Consider the following 17,294-nt stretch of genomic DNA (forward strand, 5'->3'; position numbering starts at 1 on the left):
AAATTAAAAAATGACAAAGAAACAAGTCGTACCTTTCCAAGATGGAAATGCTTCAATGAAAGCTTTACTCGGTGGAAAAGGAGCCAATCTCGCTGAGATGACACGCGCCGGCCTACCCGTGCCTCCTGGCTTTACGATTACAACCGAGGCTTGCTTACATTTTTTTGAAATTGGCAATCGCATCTCAGAAGAACTGTTTGAACAGATCGAAACAGCACTCCTGCAATTAGAGAAACAGAAAGGACAAACATTCGGAAATGCAAGTAATCCACTGCTTGTTTCCGTTCGTTCAGGTTCCGTAAGCTCAATGCCGGGGATGATGGATACGATTCTGAATCTCGGCCTCAATGATATAACGGTCCAAGGATTAGCTTCGCTCACGAACAATGAAAAGTTCGCTTACGACTGCTACCGCAGGTTAATGCAAATGTTTGGGAATGTCGTTCTGGGCGTTGAGTCCTACCATTTCGAGCAACTGTTACACCGTTTGAAAGAGGAAACAGGCGTAGAACACGATCAAGATGTTACGTCTGAAGGTTGGAAATCACTCATTGAAGCGTACAAAAAGTGCATTCGATTGAAAACAGGTCAGGATTTCCCGCAGCATGTATACGAGCAGTTGCGTATGGCCGTTGAAGCTGTATTCAAGTCGTGGAATAACCAAAGAGCACAGATTTACCGCAAGCTTAATCGAATTCCAGATGAGCAGGGGACAGCGGTTAACATACAGAGTATGGTATTTGGTAATATGGGCGGCAATTGCGGTACAGGCGTTGTCTTTACGAGAAATCCGTCCACTGGGGAGAATACATTTTTTGGTGAATACTTAATCAATGCGCAAGGGGAAGATGTCGTAGCAGGAATTAGAACACCACTGGCGATTGCAACGCTGCAAAACGAGATGCCCGCTATTTATGAGCAGTTGTTCGGGGCCTCCAAACTGCTTGAGCAGCATTATAAAGACATGCAGGACATCGAGTTTACAGTGGAAAATAATAAGCTGTATCTGCTACAAACACGAAATGGTAAACGAAATGCGCAAGCTGCGCTTAAGATTGCGGTCGATTTGGTTCGCGAAGGTGTATTGACGAAGCAGGAGGCCGTTGGTCGCATCGAAGTGTCGCATCTTGATCAGCTTTTGCATAGAGGTATAAATGAAGAAGCGATCAAGGTAGTGATGGCAAAGGGACTTCCTGCTTCACCAGGCGCAGCTGTTGGTCAGCTAGTATTTGACGCTGATACGGCAGCAGAATGGAGTCGTGCCGGTAAGACGGTGATACTGGCTAGAAATGAGACGACACCTGAAGATATTCATGGCGTGATCGCTTCAGAAGGCGTGCTCACTAGTCGTGGTGGAATGACGAGTCATGCTGCAGTTGTCGCAAGGGGAATGGGCAAACCGTGTGTATGCGGCTGTGAAGAAGTTCGTATCGAGATGCACGAGAAGCGGATGACGGCTGGAACCAGGAGCGTGAAGGAAGGTGATTGGATTACATTGGACGGAGCAACGGGTCGCGTCATTATCGGTGCTATGCCATTGCTTGAAGCCAAGATGACGGATGAGCTTCTCGTTATGCTAAAGTGGGCAGATGAAATTCGTACACTGAAGGTGTTCGCGAATGCGGATAATCCGCACGATGCGAAAATCGCAAGACAACTTGGAGCAGAAGGCATCGGGTTATGTAGAACAGAGCATATGTTTTTCTCGCCGACCCGTCTTCCTGTTGTACAAAGGATGATCTTGGCAGAAAATAAAGAGGAACGATTGAAGGCTCTTGCTCAGTTGCTTCCTATGCAGCAGTCTGATTTTGAAGGTATGTTTGAGGAGATGGCTGGCCTCCCGGTAACGATTCGATTGCTTGATCCTCCACTGCATGAGTTTCTGCCCAACCTCGAAGAGCTGCAAAAAAGACATGCTCAACTGACGTATGAGAAAGAGGGCTCAGATGAGGAGAGAGATGAACTTGCGAACCTTCTATGCAAAGTGCAATCGCTCCACGAAACGAACCCAATGCTAGGTCAACGGGGATGTAGACTAGGGATCGTATTTCCGGAAATATACGATATGCAGATTGAAGCAATATTCCGCGCAGCTTCACGCTGTATCGACAGGGGGATCCAGGTGCTTCCTGAAATCATGATTCCACTCGTGGGTCATGCCAATGAGTTGAAAATATTGAGAGAGCTTGTTGATTTCGTTGCGCATCAGGTATTGGGGAAAGACAACCTTCGAGATTGTCCATACAAAGTTGGCACCATGATCGAGGTACCACGTGCAGCACTTACAGCGCGCCAGATCGTAGCTCATGCTGATTTCTTCTCTTTTGGCACCAATGACTTAACACAAATGACGTTCGGGTACAGCCGTGATGACGCGGAAGGGAAATTCCTTACCCATTATGTCGATCAGAAGCTGCTACCCCATAATCCGTTTCAGGTCCTCGATACTGAAGGAGTCGGACAATTAATTGAGTTGGCCGTGAATTCGGGTCGGTTAGTTAAACCATCTTTAAAAACAGGCATATGCGGAGAACATGGCGGAGATAAAGAGTCGATTTTCTTTTGCCACATGACCGGTTTGGATTATGTAAGTTGTTCGCCTTACCGAATTCCTTTGGCACGAATTGCTGCAGCACAAGCATTTATTCTACACAGCGTAGCAATATTTAGTGATGTAGCTATTGTAAATTAGGAGGAATTCACGGGTGGAGGAGAAAGTCCGTACGATTTTCGTATATTCGGCTTCCGTTGGTGAAACGGCAAAATTCGTCGTTCAAGCGACAATTCGTCAGTTTAACGCCAGCCAAGTTCATGTAAAACGCTTGGGACCATGCGTACGGAGCATGAAATCCAATTGATGATGGAGGAAGCTGCAGCCATTGAAGAAACAGCAGGTATTATCTTGGAATGCATGTATTAATTGTCAAAAAACGAATACTTGAATGACAAAGGAGCTAAGCGCTGAAATACGTGCTTAGCTCCTTTGTTTGTGGATATGCAACGATTAGTGTCTTCCCTGTTAGAATTATTATTCAGCAATTTTTTGGGGGAGTATTTATTCATCCTGATTTAGATTTTATCATGTCTGAAATGAAGAATTTCCAGAAACCTTGGTTTATATCAGGTGGTTGGGTAATTGACATTGCTATTAAGGTAAAGTAACGAGGGTTCATGACGATATTGATATTTGTATTTACCAAACAGTGCCACTGTCAGGTGAGTGTTATGGAGACGAACACAAGTCAATGGCTGATAAAGTGTCGAAATCTTCGCTCGCTGAAGAAAACACGTAAGGATGTGTCCTTGCAGCTTGGATATTGCAGATGACGGAGATTATGTGCTCGATGGGAAGGCAATCAATCAGATGAAGGATGCTCAGCTGGCTGAGATTCGGAATCGAAATTGATTCTGAAGGCAGGCTGCATTTGTTTGGATTCGGGGGTCTTTTTTTACACCAAATGAATCCGGTTTCAATAAACGCAGAAAATGTTAATTGCCTTACAGTTCAATTATCTTGTTGCTCTTATACTCTAAACATAAGCTCTTGAATCACCTTGCAAGAAGTGTAAAGAAGATACATTTAAGGGGGAATTACAATGGGAATTCGTACTGGCGCTCAGTATATTGAGGCGCTCAAATCTCGCCAGCCGGAGGTATGGGTCTCGGGGAGAAAAGTGACCAATTTGTACGATGAAGCTGTATTCAGACAACCGATTCACGAAATTGCGAAGTTATATGATATGCAGCATGATCTGGATTATCAAGATAAAATAACGCACATCTGTGAAGAAACTGGAGAACGGGTGAACAACGCTTTCCTGGTTCCTAGAAAACCTGAGGATTTGAAGGCACGCAGAGCGACGTTTGAAGCCTTTGCCAAAGCAACATTCGGATTGATGGGAAGAACGCCGGATTTCCTTAATGTTGTCGTCACTTCGCTATACAGCAATTCGGATTTTTTGGCAAAATACAATCCGGAATGGGCGGAAAACGCCAAGACTTATTACCGTCATGTTCGGGATAATGACTTATTCTTGACACATGCGATTATAAATCCGCAAAATGACCGCAGCAAATCGTCGCACGAACAGCAGGATACGTTCACGCATTTGGGTGCTGTGGAAGAAACACCGGAAGGTCTAATTGTTCGTGGAGCTAAAATGCTGGCAACGCTATCGCCGATCACGGATGAAGTCATTGTGTACTCTTTCCCAGGGTTTAAATCAGGCGATGAGCGTTATGCGCTTGCATTTGCTCTTCCTATCGACACGTCGGGCATTCGCATTCTTTGCCGTGAGGCTATGCAAGATGGAACCCGTCCGGTTGCGGATCATCCGTTGGCATCACGCTTTGAAGAGATGGATGCATTACTTGTATTTAACGATGTATTGGTGCCTTGGAATCGCATATTCCTGTATAACAATGTGGAAGCGGCGAACCTGCTGTATCCAAAAGCAGGTTTGGGACAGCAGCCCTCGCACCAAACTGGTGTAAGAGGTTTGATAAAGCTTCAGTTTGCTACAGAAGTAGCTTGTCGATTGGCTGATTCCATCGGTGTGGATGTTTACTTGAACGTGCAAAACGATTTGGGCGAATTGATCCAGTCGGTGGAAACGCTAAGAGCGCTGCTGAAGGTTGCGGAATTAGAGTATGAAACGCTGCCTTCCGGTGATTTGGTACCTGGATATGATCCAATTGAAACGATTCGCGGATTGCTGCCGACGTTCTATCCGCGCGCGATTGAGGTGATGCAAATTATCGGCGCAGGTGGATTACTGATGTCTCCGACGGAAGCTGATCTGACTAATGTTGAATTAGCAGGAGATATGGAGCGTTATTATGGCGGTCGAGAAGGAGTTTCTGGTCCAGATCGTATCCACCTCTTCAAGCTTGCGTGGGATCTGTGCGGCGAGGCGTTCGGACAACGGTTACTTCAATACGAGCGCTACTACACAGGTGATCCGATACGTAAAAAAGCCATTTTTTACAATAATTATAAAAAGACTCATTCCTTCGCGTTGGTAAATGATGCATTGGATATTCCTGCTATACCCCAAGCGTCGAAGAAACTCATCAACAATAAGCAATTGATTTTTTAAGTTTAAAGATAAAGGTTGAGTAACGCAATCCGTATGTTGTTCGGATGGCAACCGATAGGACTATATTATGGGTTTTGTTGTATGGATAAAAATAAGGAGGCAAACAAATGATGACACAAAAACAAGTGGTACCTTTTCAAGAGGGAAGTGCCTCAATGAAAGCTTTGCTGGGAGGAAAGGGAGCTAATCTTGCTGAGATGACGCGTGCCGGTTTTCCCGTACCGCCAGGATTCACCATTACGACTGAAGCCTGCTTAGCTTTTTTTAAGATAGGCAATCGGATCTCGGAGGAACAGTTTGAACAAATCGAAACAGCTCTCAAGCAGTTAGAGAGTCAGAAAGGGCAAATATTCGGTGATGCAAACAATCCGCTTCTTGTTTCGATACGTTCTGGTTCGGTAAGCTCAATGCCGGGGATGATGGATACCATTTTGAATCTCGGACTTAACGATATAACTGTCCTTGGATTGGCCACGCTTACAAACAATGAAAAGTTCGCTTACGACTGCTACCGCCGCTTGATGCAGATGTTTGGAAACGTGGTGCTCGGCATTGAATCCTACCATTTTGAGCAGCTGCTCCACTGTTTGAAAGAGAAGGAGGGCGCCCTCCAAGATCATGATGTTACTGCTGCGGGGTGGAAGGATCTGATTGAAGATTATAAAAAGTGCATTCTAGCTAAAACCGGCCAGTCTTTTCCTCAGCACGTGTACGAGCAGTTACGAATGGCCATTGAAGCCGTATTCAAGTCTTGGAACAATCAAAGAGCTCAAATTTACCGTAAAATAAATCGGATTCCAGATGAGCAAGGGACAGCCGTTAACGTGCAGAGCATGGTCTTTGGCAATATGGGCGGTAATTGCGGCACCGGCGTCGTCTTTACGAGAAATCCTTCTACGGGTGAGAATACATTTTTTGGAGAATACCTGATCAATGCTCAGGGTGAAGATGTCGTAGCAGGTATAAGAACACCGCTGGCCATTGCTGCGCTGAAAAACGAGATGCCTCTAATTTATGAGCAGTTATTCCAGGCATCCAAGCAGCTTGAGAAGCAGTACAAAGATATGCAGGACATCGAATTTACGGTTGAAAATAATAAGCTTTACCTATTACAAACAAGAAACGGGAAACGAAATGCCCAAGCCGCATTAAAAATTGCCGTCGATTTGGTCCATGAAGGTGTATTATCCAAGCAGGAGGCCGTTGGCTGTATCGAAGTGTCCCATTTGGATCAGCTTCTGCACAGAGGTATTGATGAAGATGCAGTAAAGGATGTCTTGGCAAAAGGACTTCCTGCTTCGCCGGGTGCAGCGGTGGGACAGCTGGTGTTTAGCGCCGACACGGCAGCAGAATGGAGCCGTGCGGGCAAAACAGTCATTCTTGCTAGAATGGAAACGACGCCGGAAGATATTCATGGCGTGATCGCTTCAGAAGGGGTGCTCACGAGCCGTGGAGGGATGACGAGCCATGCTGCTGTAGTGGCAAGGGGAATGGGCAAGCCATGCGTTTGCGGCTGCGAAGACATTCGAATCGTACTTGATGAGAAACAGATGATGGTTGGAGACAAGATCGTGAAAGAAGGCGATTGGATTACACTGGACGGTGGAACGGGACGCGTCATTAGCGGTAACATGCCTTTACATGAAGCTAGGATGACAAATGAACTTCTCGTTATGCTGAAGTGGGCGGATGAGATTCGCACACTGAAAGTGTTTGCGAATGCGGATAATCCGCACGATGCGGGAATTGCGAGAGAATTAGGGGCAGAAGGGATCGGGCTATGCCGGACGGAACATATGTTTTTCTCATCAGCGCGATTACCAGTCGTTCAACAAATGATTCTTGCGGAAGATAAGGAGGAGCGTTTGAAGGCTCTTGCCCAACTGCTTCCGATGCAGCAGTCGGATTTTGAAGGCATTTTTAATGAAATGGACGGCCTCCCGGTGACGATTCGATTGCTCGATCCGCCACTACATGAGTTTCTCCCAAACCTCGCAGATCTTCAGAGAAGACAAGCCCAGCTGATGTATGATAAAGAGGGCTCTGACGAGGAAAGAGATGAGGTGGCTCACCTTCTTCGGAAAGTGCAAGCTCTGCACGAGGCAAACCCCATGCTAGGGCAACGAGGCTGCAGATTGGGAATTGTTTATCCGGAGATTTATGAGATGCAGATTGAGGCCATCTTCCGTGCAGCATCTGGTTGTATCGACAATGGCATCAGCGTACATCCGGAAATCATGATTCCACTCGTTAGTCATGCAAGTGAACTGAAAATTTTCAGAGAACTTGTTGAGTTCGTTGCGATGCAGGTGCTGGGGAAAGAAAAGCTTCGAGAATGTCCGTATAAGGTCGGGACAATGATAGAAGTACCACGCGCTGCTCTTACTGCGCGCCAAATTGCGGCACACGCGGATTTCTTCTCTTTTGGCACCAATGACTTAACGCAAATGACGTTTGGATACAGCCGTGACGATGCGGAAGGAAAGTTTTTAACCCATTATGTCGATCAAAAGCTTTTGCCGCATAATCCATTTCAGGTGCTCGACACGGAAGGAGTCGGCCAATTGATTGACTTAGCCGTAAACGTGGGCCGTGTTGTTAAGCCATCGCTTAAAACGGGGATTTGCGGGGAACATGGCGGAGATAAAGAGTCAATTTTCTTTTGTCACTTGATCGGATTGGATTATGTTAGCTGTTCCCCTTACCGAATTCCTTTAGCTCGAATCGCCGCAGCACAAGCGTTCATCGAACATGGTGTTCCCAACGAATGTAAGGTAGCTAATGCCATTTGATGCGGCAGAGATGCTTGGAGGTGTCACGGGTGGGGGAGATAGTCCATACCATATTCATTTGTTCTGACTCGGTTGGGGAAACGGCAAATACCGTCGTTCAAGCGACAATTCGTCAGTTTAACGCTAGCAAAGTTCATGTAAGACGTTTTGGAACAATGCGAACGGAGGAAGAAATCCGAAGTATGATGGAGGAAGCTTCCAGGTTGGGGAGTTTTGTAGTTTACACGCTTGTTCTTCCGGAATTAAGAGAGATGATGCGTCAAGAAGCGATTCGCTTAAACGTAACAAGTATCGATATCCTTGGGCCTGTCATGCAAGCTTTCATTGATACTTTCAAGGATTCTCCTAAAAGGCAAGCGGGATTGCTTCACCAAATGGACGAAAACTATCAGAAGCGGGTCGAAGCCATTGAATTTGCAGTCAATTGCGATGATGGTAAGGATACTAGTGCTTTGAGACAAGCACATATTGTTCTTCTGGGGGTTTCAAGAACATCGAAAACGCCGCTTAGTATTTTTCTGGCGCATAAAGGGTACAAAGTAGCCAATTATCCACTAGTACCGGAAGTGAAACCGCCCGAAGGCTTGTTTACACTTAACAAAAACAATTTAATCGGCTTGACGATGAGCGCGGACCAGCTCGTTAAGATCCGAACGGAACGGTTGAAAGCGGTAGGTTTGCCATTTGGCGCTAAATATTCTGCCATAGAAAGAGTAGCGGAAGAGTTGGAATACGCCTTCGACTTGTATAAGCAGCTTGGATGTACAGTAATCGATGTCACGGAAAAGGCAATTGAGGAAACGGCTGCCATCATATTGGATGCCATGTAATACATTTTGGTTGGTAAACATAGAACCGGAACCCTACGTGAAATAGGGGGTTCGGTTTGTTTTTATTGCTAAGTAATACCTATTTCAAATACGTTATCGATGGACATCTACTGATGAAAGGACATGACAATGGACCAAATGAATTCTCATCAAAAATCAGATATCATCTCTCATCTACTTGCTACAGCACCTATTTGGTTTCAAATGATTTGTTTGTTTGAGGAAGATGTTACGATGGGCATTACAGATATGGAGAAATTTGTTGCTTATTTCCCTGGTCATTCACTAAAATTCCCCATCGTAGTGAACGAAGCTTTTAAACAAGGCAGTGTGGCTAAAGAAATAATAGAGAATAAGAAGGAAAAATTCAACATTGTTGATCAATCTGTTTATGGAGTAGTGTATTGTGGTGGTGGAATACCAATCTTTGAGAATGGATACATCGTCGGTTCCATCGTATTCGGAGTCAGCTTGAACAAACAAAAAAGGCTAATGAATATTGCAGAGCATCTGTTTGCCCTTGTGCAGCAAACGAATGCAAACTCAACTGCGATTATGAGAACATCAAAAGTTCTGTTCGAAAAAAATGAAGTCATTTTTGAATATATGAATAATTTACAGGAGCAAATTAACCGGACTTCTTCAATCGTTTCCACGATAGCAGGGATTTCAACCCAAACCAAAATACTAGGTCTGAACGCACTTATTGAAGCAGCCCATATAGGCCAACAGGGCCGAGGCTTCTCCGTCGTGGCTAAAGAAATACAAAAGTTGGCTGATGATTCCAAAGAGTCATCCAGACATATCGAAAGCATTCTTAATGATTTAACAAATGAAACTGTGAACTTAAGGAAACTTTTTGAGGGATCGAAACACTTATTTCACAATCAATTTGAACAAGTTTCAGAGATATCGCTAGCGATCGAAACAATTAGTACTGAAGCACAGCATTTAGTAACTGTTTCTGAAATTTCGCAAAAGAGGTAATCAAAAACGACAAAAAATAATAGCGCTTACATTTAATATTAAAACGTTAACTAGTTAACACGTACCGTTAAAAATACAACCTATAATAAATTATAAGTATCCCAATTAGAAGGAGAGGAAATATAAGAAAGGAGGAAGGGGATATGTTTAACTAAATTGGGTTATGCGCTGCTGTTTTAACAACTTTTCAATTTTATGGGGGAATAAGTACACGAATGCCTCAAACAGAAAGGGATGACAGATAGAATATGATTTCTGCTTACTGGTTGACACATGTACGCTTGGACAGTGGTTTTGAGCAGGATGAAGACGGTATTATTCATACACGTTCGCAAGTGTGTCATCTTTTGATTGAAAACGGCAAAATCGCCAATATGATGTCGGCCGATCTGCCGCTTGTAACCGATCTTCCGAGAAAAGATGCAAAGGGACTACTTGCCCTTCCTTCCTTTGTTGAAAAACACATTCATTTGGACAAAACCTACATGGGATACGGATGGAAATCATGCAAACCCGTGAAAAATCTGATTGAACGATTGGATTTTGAAGCGAAAGAGAACCTTATTATGTTGGATACAGTTAAACAGCGGGCAGAAGGCATGTTGGAGTTTATTTCTTCGACTGGTGTCACTCATATCCGCACTCACGTTAATATTGATCCTTATGTCGGGTTGAAGCATTTGGAGGAAGTACGTAAAGCACTGGAGACATTTAGCGACAAAATGACGTATGAAATTGTTGCTTTTCCGCAGCATGGTCTGCTACGCTCGCAATCGGTTGATTTGATGAAGCAGGCTATGAAGGAAGGAGCAACGATTGTTGGCGGCCTTGATCCGGCCGGAGTGGATGGGAATATGGAGCAGTCGCTTGCACAAATGATGGAAATTGCTGTACAGGCTAATGCCGACATCGATGTCCATTTGCATGATCCATCCCAGTTAGGCATGACTACGATGAAACGGTTGGCCGCCATGACGAAAGAGGCAGGTTATCATAACCGTGTGGCAATTAGCCATGCTTTTGCCTTGGGTGATGTCTCTGTCGAAGAAGCAGCTGAAACAATCGATTTTTTTGCCGAATTAGGCGTCTCCATCATATCAACTGTATTAATCAACAGACAGATCCCGCCGCTACCTTTTTTACATGAAAATGGGGTGAAGGTTGAACTGGGATGCGATGGATTTTATGATTCATGGTTCCCTTTTAGAAACGGCGATATTGTTGATAAAGTAAACAGGTTTGTTGAACGATACAGTTGGATTGATGAAGGTTCACTTACGAAAGCACTTGCATTCATTACAGGTGGAAAAACCACTCTGGACCCAAATGGCAAACGGATTTGGCCAGCCGTTGGAGATGACGCAAATCTCGTCTTGGTGGATGCGACCTGTTCGGCGGAAACCGTTGCGAGAAGATCCACGCGTGTAGCTGTCATGTTTAAAGGAAACATGATTCGCAGTTCGATTTAAAAAAAAAATTTGAAAGAGGGTTTTATATTGAACATGAATGAAAATCTCTCTCTAAACGGAAAATCAGAGACCGCTGATACTCTGCAAAAGCCAACGCGAACTGCAAAATCATTAACTGCTTTAGTCGTTTTCTGCTGCTTTCTAACGATTATGGCTGAAGGATATGATCTAGGTATTTACGGTGCGGTCATGTCAAGCTTATTAACGGATAAGTCATTGGGGTTATCACCTGTTCAAGCCGGGCTCATTGGCAGTTACGCGCTGATCGGAATGATCATTGGGAACGTTGTCGTTGGGTCGTTGTCGGACCTCATCGGCCGCAAATGGACTCTCATCACTTGTATTGGTATTTTTTCTATTACTATGGGTTTATCAGCCATGGCTGCTTCACCGGAAATGTTAGGATTCATCCGTTTTGCAGGAGGGATTGCATTAGGCGGGGCTATGCCGATTGCAACCACACTTACGATTGAATACGCGCCTGTTCGTCGTCGTTCGCTGATGAATGCCATTATGTTTTCCGGTTATCCTCTTGGAGGCGTACTAGGAGCATTAGCTTCCTTATTTTTCCTAAATGACTACGGCTGGAGATTTTTGTTCTGGCTGGGATTGTCCCCTATCGTCCTGGTGCCTTTCCTCATTTGGAAGCTACCTGAATCACTCAATTTTCTGGTCGCACGTAATCGTAAACAAGAAGCAGAAGCCATTTGTAAGAAATATCAGATCGATCTACCTACGATACATCAAGTAGAAAACACAAAAGATTCAAAAAATAAATTGGGTGCTATTGGTTTCTTATTTTCCAAACCGTATTTACGAACAACCACGTTTTTTTGGGTTACTTTTTTCATGGGCTTACTCTTAGTTTACGGATTAAGTGCGTGGCTGCCTAAAATGATGGTCCAGGCTGGTTACCCTCTTGGCTCCAGTTTGTCACTTTTATTAATGTTAAACTTTACAGCCATTTTCGGCGCACTCGGGGCTGGTGCAGCAGCAGACCGATGGGGCTCAAAACGGGTCATTAGCATAGCCTATTTTGCAGCGGCGATAAGTATCGCTTTATTAAGTCTAAAGCCCCCTACGTTCTTGCTCTATCCACTCATCGGGATCGCGGGAATAGGTTCAACTGGAATACTTATTATTTTGAATGCCTACCTTACAAAATACTTCCCTACACACGCACGTTCAACCGCTTTGGGTTGGGCATCCGGTGTTGGCAGAATCGGTGCCTCCTGTGGGCCTATTCTAGGGGGACTTCTATTGGCATGGAAAGTGGATTTCAGTGTAAATTTTTATATTTTTTCTCTCGCAGCGTTAATCGCTTCAATTTCTATCCTACTTGTACCCGTTGAAAAGGATAGATTAATTTAACTCGTTATTTCATTTTCTATATAAACTGCAAGCTGCCAACTGTATACAACAGGTGTCAGCTTGTTTTTTTTCGTTGGTTTTTTACAGGGAATAATTGCGCTTTCATTAATAGCCTATAACGTTAATTAGTTTACATGATCCTTCTGGAATCCAAATTATAATGAAGGTGGGAAATGTGGTGCTTGTAAAAGGAGGTAGCAACGTGTACAAATTGACCTCGGCATCGTTTTGGCTGGCGGGTGTGCAATGGTTTTTCTTTTTGTTTGCCAATACGATTGTGGTGCCCTTATCAGTCAGTACCGCATTCGGTTTTTCCCCGGAACTTACTGCTTCCGTGGTGAAAGTCACTTTCGTCGTTACCGGTATTGCGAGCATGCTACAAGCAGCCTTCGGACACCGGTACGCCTTGATGGAGGGGCCTTCCGGCCTTTGGTGGGGACTTATTTTGAGTCTTGCTGCTGCAGCTCCGTCCATGGGAATGACCTTAGAACAAATGGGGGGAGCGCTTACAGTAGGGATTATCGCCTCCGGAGTGGTCACTTCGATACTGGGGGCGATCGGCTTCGGCAAAGTGCTGAAAAAAGTGTTTACACAAATCGTCATGTTCGTGTACTTGTTTCTTCTTTCCTGCCAATTGATTATCGTTTTTTTTAAAAGCATGATCGGATTGAGCGGAGGCCGAATCGATATGCCGGTTGCCGCACTCTCCATTGCGGTAATATTTTTAGTTAGCTGGATAGGAGTGAAGGGTAGGGGGAAGGTAAGAAGCTTTTCAGTTTTGATCGGTATGCTTGCTGGTTGGGTGGCTTACCGCGTTTTGTTTCCCAACACTACAACCGGAGTCGAAATCGGAGGCAACAATTTCGATTTTGTTCTGTTCCCATGGGGAAATCCGCATTTGGAAGTTGGTGTTTTGATTGCAGCTATGCTTGCGGGGCTTATTAATATGACCAATACAATTGCGTCTCTTAAGGCAGCAGAAAAGCTTTATAGGACTGTTAGTTCGGACTCGCAGTATAAGAGATCATTCCATTTTACAGGATTTCACACGGTTCTATCCGGGTTGTTTGGGCTGGTGCCTTACGGTCCTTTTACATCGTCTATTGGGTTTCTAGAAAGCACCAAAATATTGGACAGATCGGTTCTCGTATTAGGAGGAGTACTATTTGCCATAATCGGGTTTGTCCCGGGATTTGATACTTTTTTTGTGACGATGCCGGTTAGCGTCGGAAATGCAGTACTCTTCGTCATTTATTTTCAGTTGTTCGGCTCTGCGTTTCGAAATTTGCAAGGGTTCACGTTTAATGCAATAACCGTTTACCGGATTTCGGCACCTGCGCTGCTTGGAATTTCAATCCTGAACGTGCCGCCTGAAGCTTTTTCAGTTTTTCCTGGAATCATACGCCCGATTGTCGGCAACGGACTGTTGATGGGTGTCCTGCTGGCAATCTTTCTTGAATTAACGGTTGATTGGTCACGATATGATACGCCAGAGGCGGAAGGGCTAGGAGTCAAGGTCAATGAATGATAAAAGTAATGGTAGAAACGGGATCTGGAGTTTGAAACGGCGTAGATGATAACAAATAAAATGCAGCCCGACCTCTGTGAAGAGGCGGGCTGCATTTGTCTATTACGAGGTTAATGTGAAAGTAATTACATGTGCTCCGAATTATTCGTGATTTCTTTAAGCCTGTTAATATTCGTAATGTGGATCGTGCCGGGGTGAGAGAAATTAATAATTCCTGAATTTTTCCAATTATTAACAATTTTGTTCACTGTAATTCGGGACGTGTCGACGTAGCGGGCGAGTGAAGTTTGATCAATTGGAATATTTTCATTCTCGTGGATCTGAATGAGTTTAAGCAAATAATGTGCCATTTGCTGCTCAACAGGGCTGTCATGAAAGGCGATGAGCTCAGCGAGCAATCTGACCTTGTAAATAAGAGAATTTGTGAATATCATTGCTGCTTCTGGATGATCCTTGCACATCTTGGTTAATGCTTCATCGGAAAAATAATACAAAATAGAGGGAGAAGTAGCAAAAGCAGACGTTAGATAAGGGGACTTGCTCGCGCCGTGCTCCCCGAGTATTGTTCCTATTGGAATGTAGTCCAGAATACGTTCATGACCGCTATCCGACAGGAGAACGATTTTTACTCCGCCCTGTTCCAAGTAATAAAAGCCTTTTCCGCTTTCACCTTGACGGTAAATGATGTCCTTTTTTTTGAAATGAAGGACTTGAGCATACGATAAATAGGGCTCTAATTTATAACGAAGGTTTATCATTTGGCCACCTTTTCCCGAGGATCAAAGTGTCATGAACGATCCTCGATGATGCCTTTTAGTAGATCGGGTCGTTTGATCATAAATTTACGTTCCTTGATTTCGATGATTCCTCCTTCTTTCCATTGCCGAAGGATTTTGTAAATAGTGATTCTGGTTAAGCCCGTGCAATTGGCAAGCTCTTGTTGTGACAGTGGGATTTCGTAATTTTTGAAATCATTAAACAGATTTAATAGAATGATGGCCATTTGCCCTTCAGCAGAAAGCGCTTTCATATTAATGGTAAATAAAAGTATGCTCATTTTTTGTATGATCGTTTGAGTAACAAGATGGATTAACTCAGGCTGCTCTGTCAACAGTTCTTTAAACTGTTCACTGGAAAAATGATATAGCACGGAGTCTTTGGCCGTTATTGCCGTTGTAAAATGGGTTTGCTGATCAATCGCATGAACACCAACCAACTGTCCGGGAACGACAATATTTAGCATGCGTTCTTTCCCTGTTGAGCCGGATGCAGCAATTTTAACGATGCCGCTGTGCAGATAATAAAAACCATCTCCGACAGTACCTTGGCGATAGATGACGGTTTTCTTTTTAAAAAACTGTCTATTACCGTACTTTAAAACCTGCTTCCACTGATCCATCAGTTCAAACTGGCTTACCAAATTCATCACTCCTCTGGCTCAACCGTTTTCAGTTCAATTATAAGGGATGAATAATAGTGTTTACAACAACGTGGTAAAAAATAACCGAAAAAACGTTAAATGCTTAACAGCTCCCGGAAACAAGAGGGAAAAGGATCATATTTATGCAAAGAAGTGTCGATCATTGTTGAAGTCTTTCTTTTCTTATTCGATGAATCCGTTTTCAAAAAGAGCGTAAAAAACGTTAATTGCCTTACAGTCCTTTTATCTGGCGGGTATTATAATTCAGGCATAAGCATCAAGCTTACAACGATAAAGGAGGAACAGCGAATGGGAATTCGTACTGGCACTCAGTATATTGAGGCATTGAAAGCTCGACAGCCGGACGTATGGCTATCGGGAAGAAGAGTGACTAATTTGTATGAAGATGTTGTATTCAAGCAACCTATTCATGAAATAGCAAAGCTGTATGACATGCAGCATGACCCAGCACGCCAAGACAGCATTACACACATCTGTGAAGAAACCGGGGAACGAGTGAACAACGCATTCTTAGTCCCGAAAAAACCGGAACATTTACAAGCGCGGAGACAAGTATTTGAGGAGTTTGCAAAAGTAACATTTGGTTTGATGGGAAGAACGCCGGATTTTCTCAATGTCGTGGTCACTTCGCTGTATAGCAATGCAGACTTTTTGGCGAAATATAACCCGGATTGGGCGGAAAATGCCAAAAATTACTACCGTCATGTACGGGATAACGACTTATTTTTAACACACGCGATTATCAACCCGCAAAATGACCGCAGTAAGACATCGCATGAACAGCAGGACACCTTCACTCACTTGGGCGCTGTTAGAGAAACACCTGAGGGGTTGATCGTCAGAGGAGCCAAGATGTTGGCCACTCTTTCGCCGATTACGGATGAAGTCATCGTGTATTCGTTCCCTGGATTTAAACCTGGCGATGAGCGTTATGCGCTAGCATTTGCGCTCCCAATCGATACGCCGGGGCTTCGCATTCTATGCCGCGAGCCTATGCAAGATGGAACGCGCTGCTTAGCCGATCATCCGCTGGCGTCACGATTCGAAGAGATGGATGCACTGCTCGTTTTTAACGACGTATTGGTTCCTTGGGATCGCATATTTTTGTATAACAACGTGGAAGCGGCGAACTTGTTGTATCCAAAAGCAGGGCTTGGACAGCAACCGTCGCACCAAACCGGCGTAAGAGGCTTGATTAAGCTTCAGTTCGCTACTGAAGTGGCAATGCGAGTGGCCGACTCCATCGGTGTAGATGCTTACTTGAACGTTCAAAATGATTTGGGCGAATTAGCTCAGTCTGTGGAATCGATTAGAGCTTTGCTAAGAGTTGCGGAGTTAGAGTATGAAACTTTACCATCCGGTGATTTGGTTCCTGGATATAATCCAATTGAAACGATTCGCGGGCTGCTGCCGACGTTCTATCCGCGCGCGATTGAGGTGATGCAAATCATTGGTGCAGGTGGATTGCTCATGTCTCCGACGGAAGGAGATTTGACAAATCCTGAATTAGCGGAAGATATGGAACGCTATTATGGCGGTCGTGAAGGAATTTCCGGTACGGATCGTATCCATCTGTTTAAGCTGGCATGGGATCTATGCGGCGAGGCGTTCGGCCAACGGCTGCTCCAATACGAACGTTATTACACAGGCGATCCGATTCGCAAAAAAGCCATTTTCTACAACAACTACAAAAAAACTCATTCATTTGCAATGGTAGAAGAAGCGTTAGACGTGTCGCAGATTCCAGGGGCCTATGGGCAGAACTAGTTAATAAATG

Annotated in this window: 12 protein-coding genes; 10 read left to right on the forward strand and 2 right to left on the reverse strand. The window is 44.3% G+C overall.

Going from position 1 to position 17,294, the window contains the following annotated elements; genetic code table 11:
- The first annotated feature begins 10 nt into the window (after positions 1-10).
- From ppdK (AC1DLM_RS13095) to AC1DLM_RS13135, 9 genes are all read left to right on the forward strand, one after another.
- Complete coding sequence (gene ppdK, locus AC1DLM_RS13095) at positions 11-2,692, forward strand: pyruvate, phosphate dikinase (protein ID WP_477570191.1); 2,682 nt, start codon at positions 11-13, stop codon at positions 2,690-2,692.
- Between the two features lie 13 nt (positions 2,693-2,705).
- Positions 2,706-2,858, forward strand: coding sequence for a hypothetical protein (locus AC1DLM_RS13100; RefSeq protein WP_477570192.1), 153 nt, complete (start codon positions 2,706-2,708; stop codon positions 2,856-2,858).
- 738 nt (positions 2,859-3,596) lie between these two features.
- Complete coding sequence (locus AC1DLM_RS13105; protein ID WP_477570193.1) at positions 3,597-5,099, forward strand: 4-hydroxyphenylacetate 3-hydroxylase family protein; 1,503 nt, start codon at positions 3,597-3,599, stop codon at positions 5,097-5,099.
- A 110-nt stretch (positions 5,100-5,209) separates the two neighbouring features.
- Positions 5,210-7,891, forward strand: a complete 2,682-nt coding sequence (ppdK, locus tag AC1DLM_RS13110) for a pyruvate, phosphate dikinase (protein WP_477570264.1) — start codon at positions 5,210-5,212, stop codon at positions 7,889-7,891.
- A gap of 29 nt (positions 7,892-7,920) precedes the next feature.
- Positions 7,921-8,721, forward strand: a complete 801-nt coding sequence (locus AC1DLM_RS13115) for a pyruvate, water dikinase regulatory protein (protein ID WP_477570194.1) — start codon at positions 7,921-7,923, stop codon at positions 8,719-8,721.
- Between the two features lie 129 nt (positions 8,722-8,850).
- Positions 8,851-9,708 (forward strand): methyl-accepting chemotaxis protein, encoded by an 858-nt coding sequence (locus AC1DLM_RS13120; protein WP_477570195.1) that lies wholly within the window; start codon positions 8,851-8,853, stop codon positions 9,706-9,708.
- A gap of 248 nt (positions 9,709-9,956) precedes the next feature.
- On the forward strand, positions 9,957-11,177 hold the full coding sequence (locus AC1DLM_RS13125; RefSeq protein ID WP_477570196.1) for an amidohydrolase: 1,221 nt from the start codon (positions 9,957-9,959) through the stop codon (positions 11,175-11,177).
- A gap of 33 nt (positions 11,178-11,210) precedes the next feature.
- Positions 11,211-12,548 (forward strand): MFS transporter, encoded by a 1,338-nt coding sequence (locus AC1DLM_RS13130; RefSeq protein ID WP_441990729.1) that lies wholly within the window; start codon positions 11,211-11,213, stop codon positions 12,546-12,548.
- 202 nt (positions 12,549-12,750) lie between these two features.
- On the forward strand, positions 12,751-14,076 hold the full coding sequence (locus AC1DLM_RS13135; RefSeq protein WP_441990632.1) for a uracil/xanthine transporter: 1,326 nt from the start codon (positions 12,751-12,753) through the stop codon (positions 14,074-14,076).
- Positions 14,077-14,201: 125 nt separating this feature from the next.
- Here the strand turns inward: AC1DLM_RS13135 and AC1DLM_RS13140 are convergent, their stop codons facing one another.
- Positions 14,202-14,834 carry a Crp/Fnr family transcriptional regulator gene (locus AC1DLM_RS13140; RefSeq protein ID WP_441990633.1) on the reverse strand — a complete coding sequence of 211 codons (633 nt, stop codon included), beginning with the start codon at positions 14,832-14,834 and terminating at the stop codon, positions 14,202-14,204.
- 29 nt (positions 14,835-14,863) lie between these two features.
- Positions 14,864-15,496 carry a Crp/Fnr family transcriptional regulator gene (locus AC1DLM_RS13145; protein WP_441990730.1) on the reverse strand — a complete coding sequence of 211 codons (633 nt, stop codon included), beginning with the start codon at positions 15,494-15,496 and terminating at the stop codon, positions 14,864-14,866.
- Between the two features lie 309 nt (positions 15,497-15,805).
- Here AC1DLM_RS13145 and AC1DLM_RS13150 point away from each other — a divergent pair, with 309 nt between their 5' ends.
- The gene (locus AC1DLM_RS13150) at positions 15,806-17,284 is read left to right on the forward strand and encodes a 4-hydroxyphenylacetate 3-hydroxylase family protein (RefSeq protein WP_477570197.1); all 1,479 of its coding nucleotides are present in this window, start codon (positions 15,806-15,808) and stop codon (positions 17,282-17,284) included.
- Positions 17,285-17,294 lie beyond the last annotated feature (10 nt).

Source organism: Paenibacillus sp. 01T442 (genome assembly GCF_056398345.1).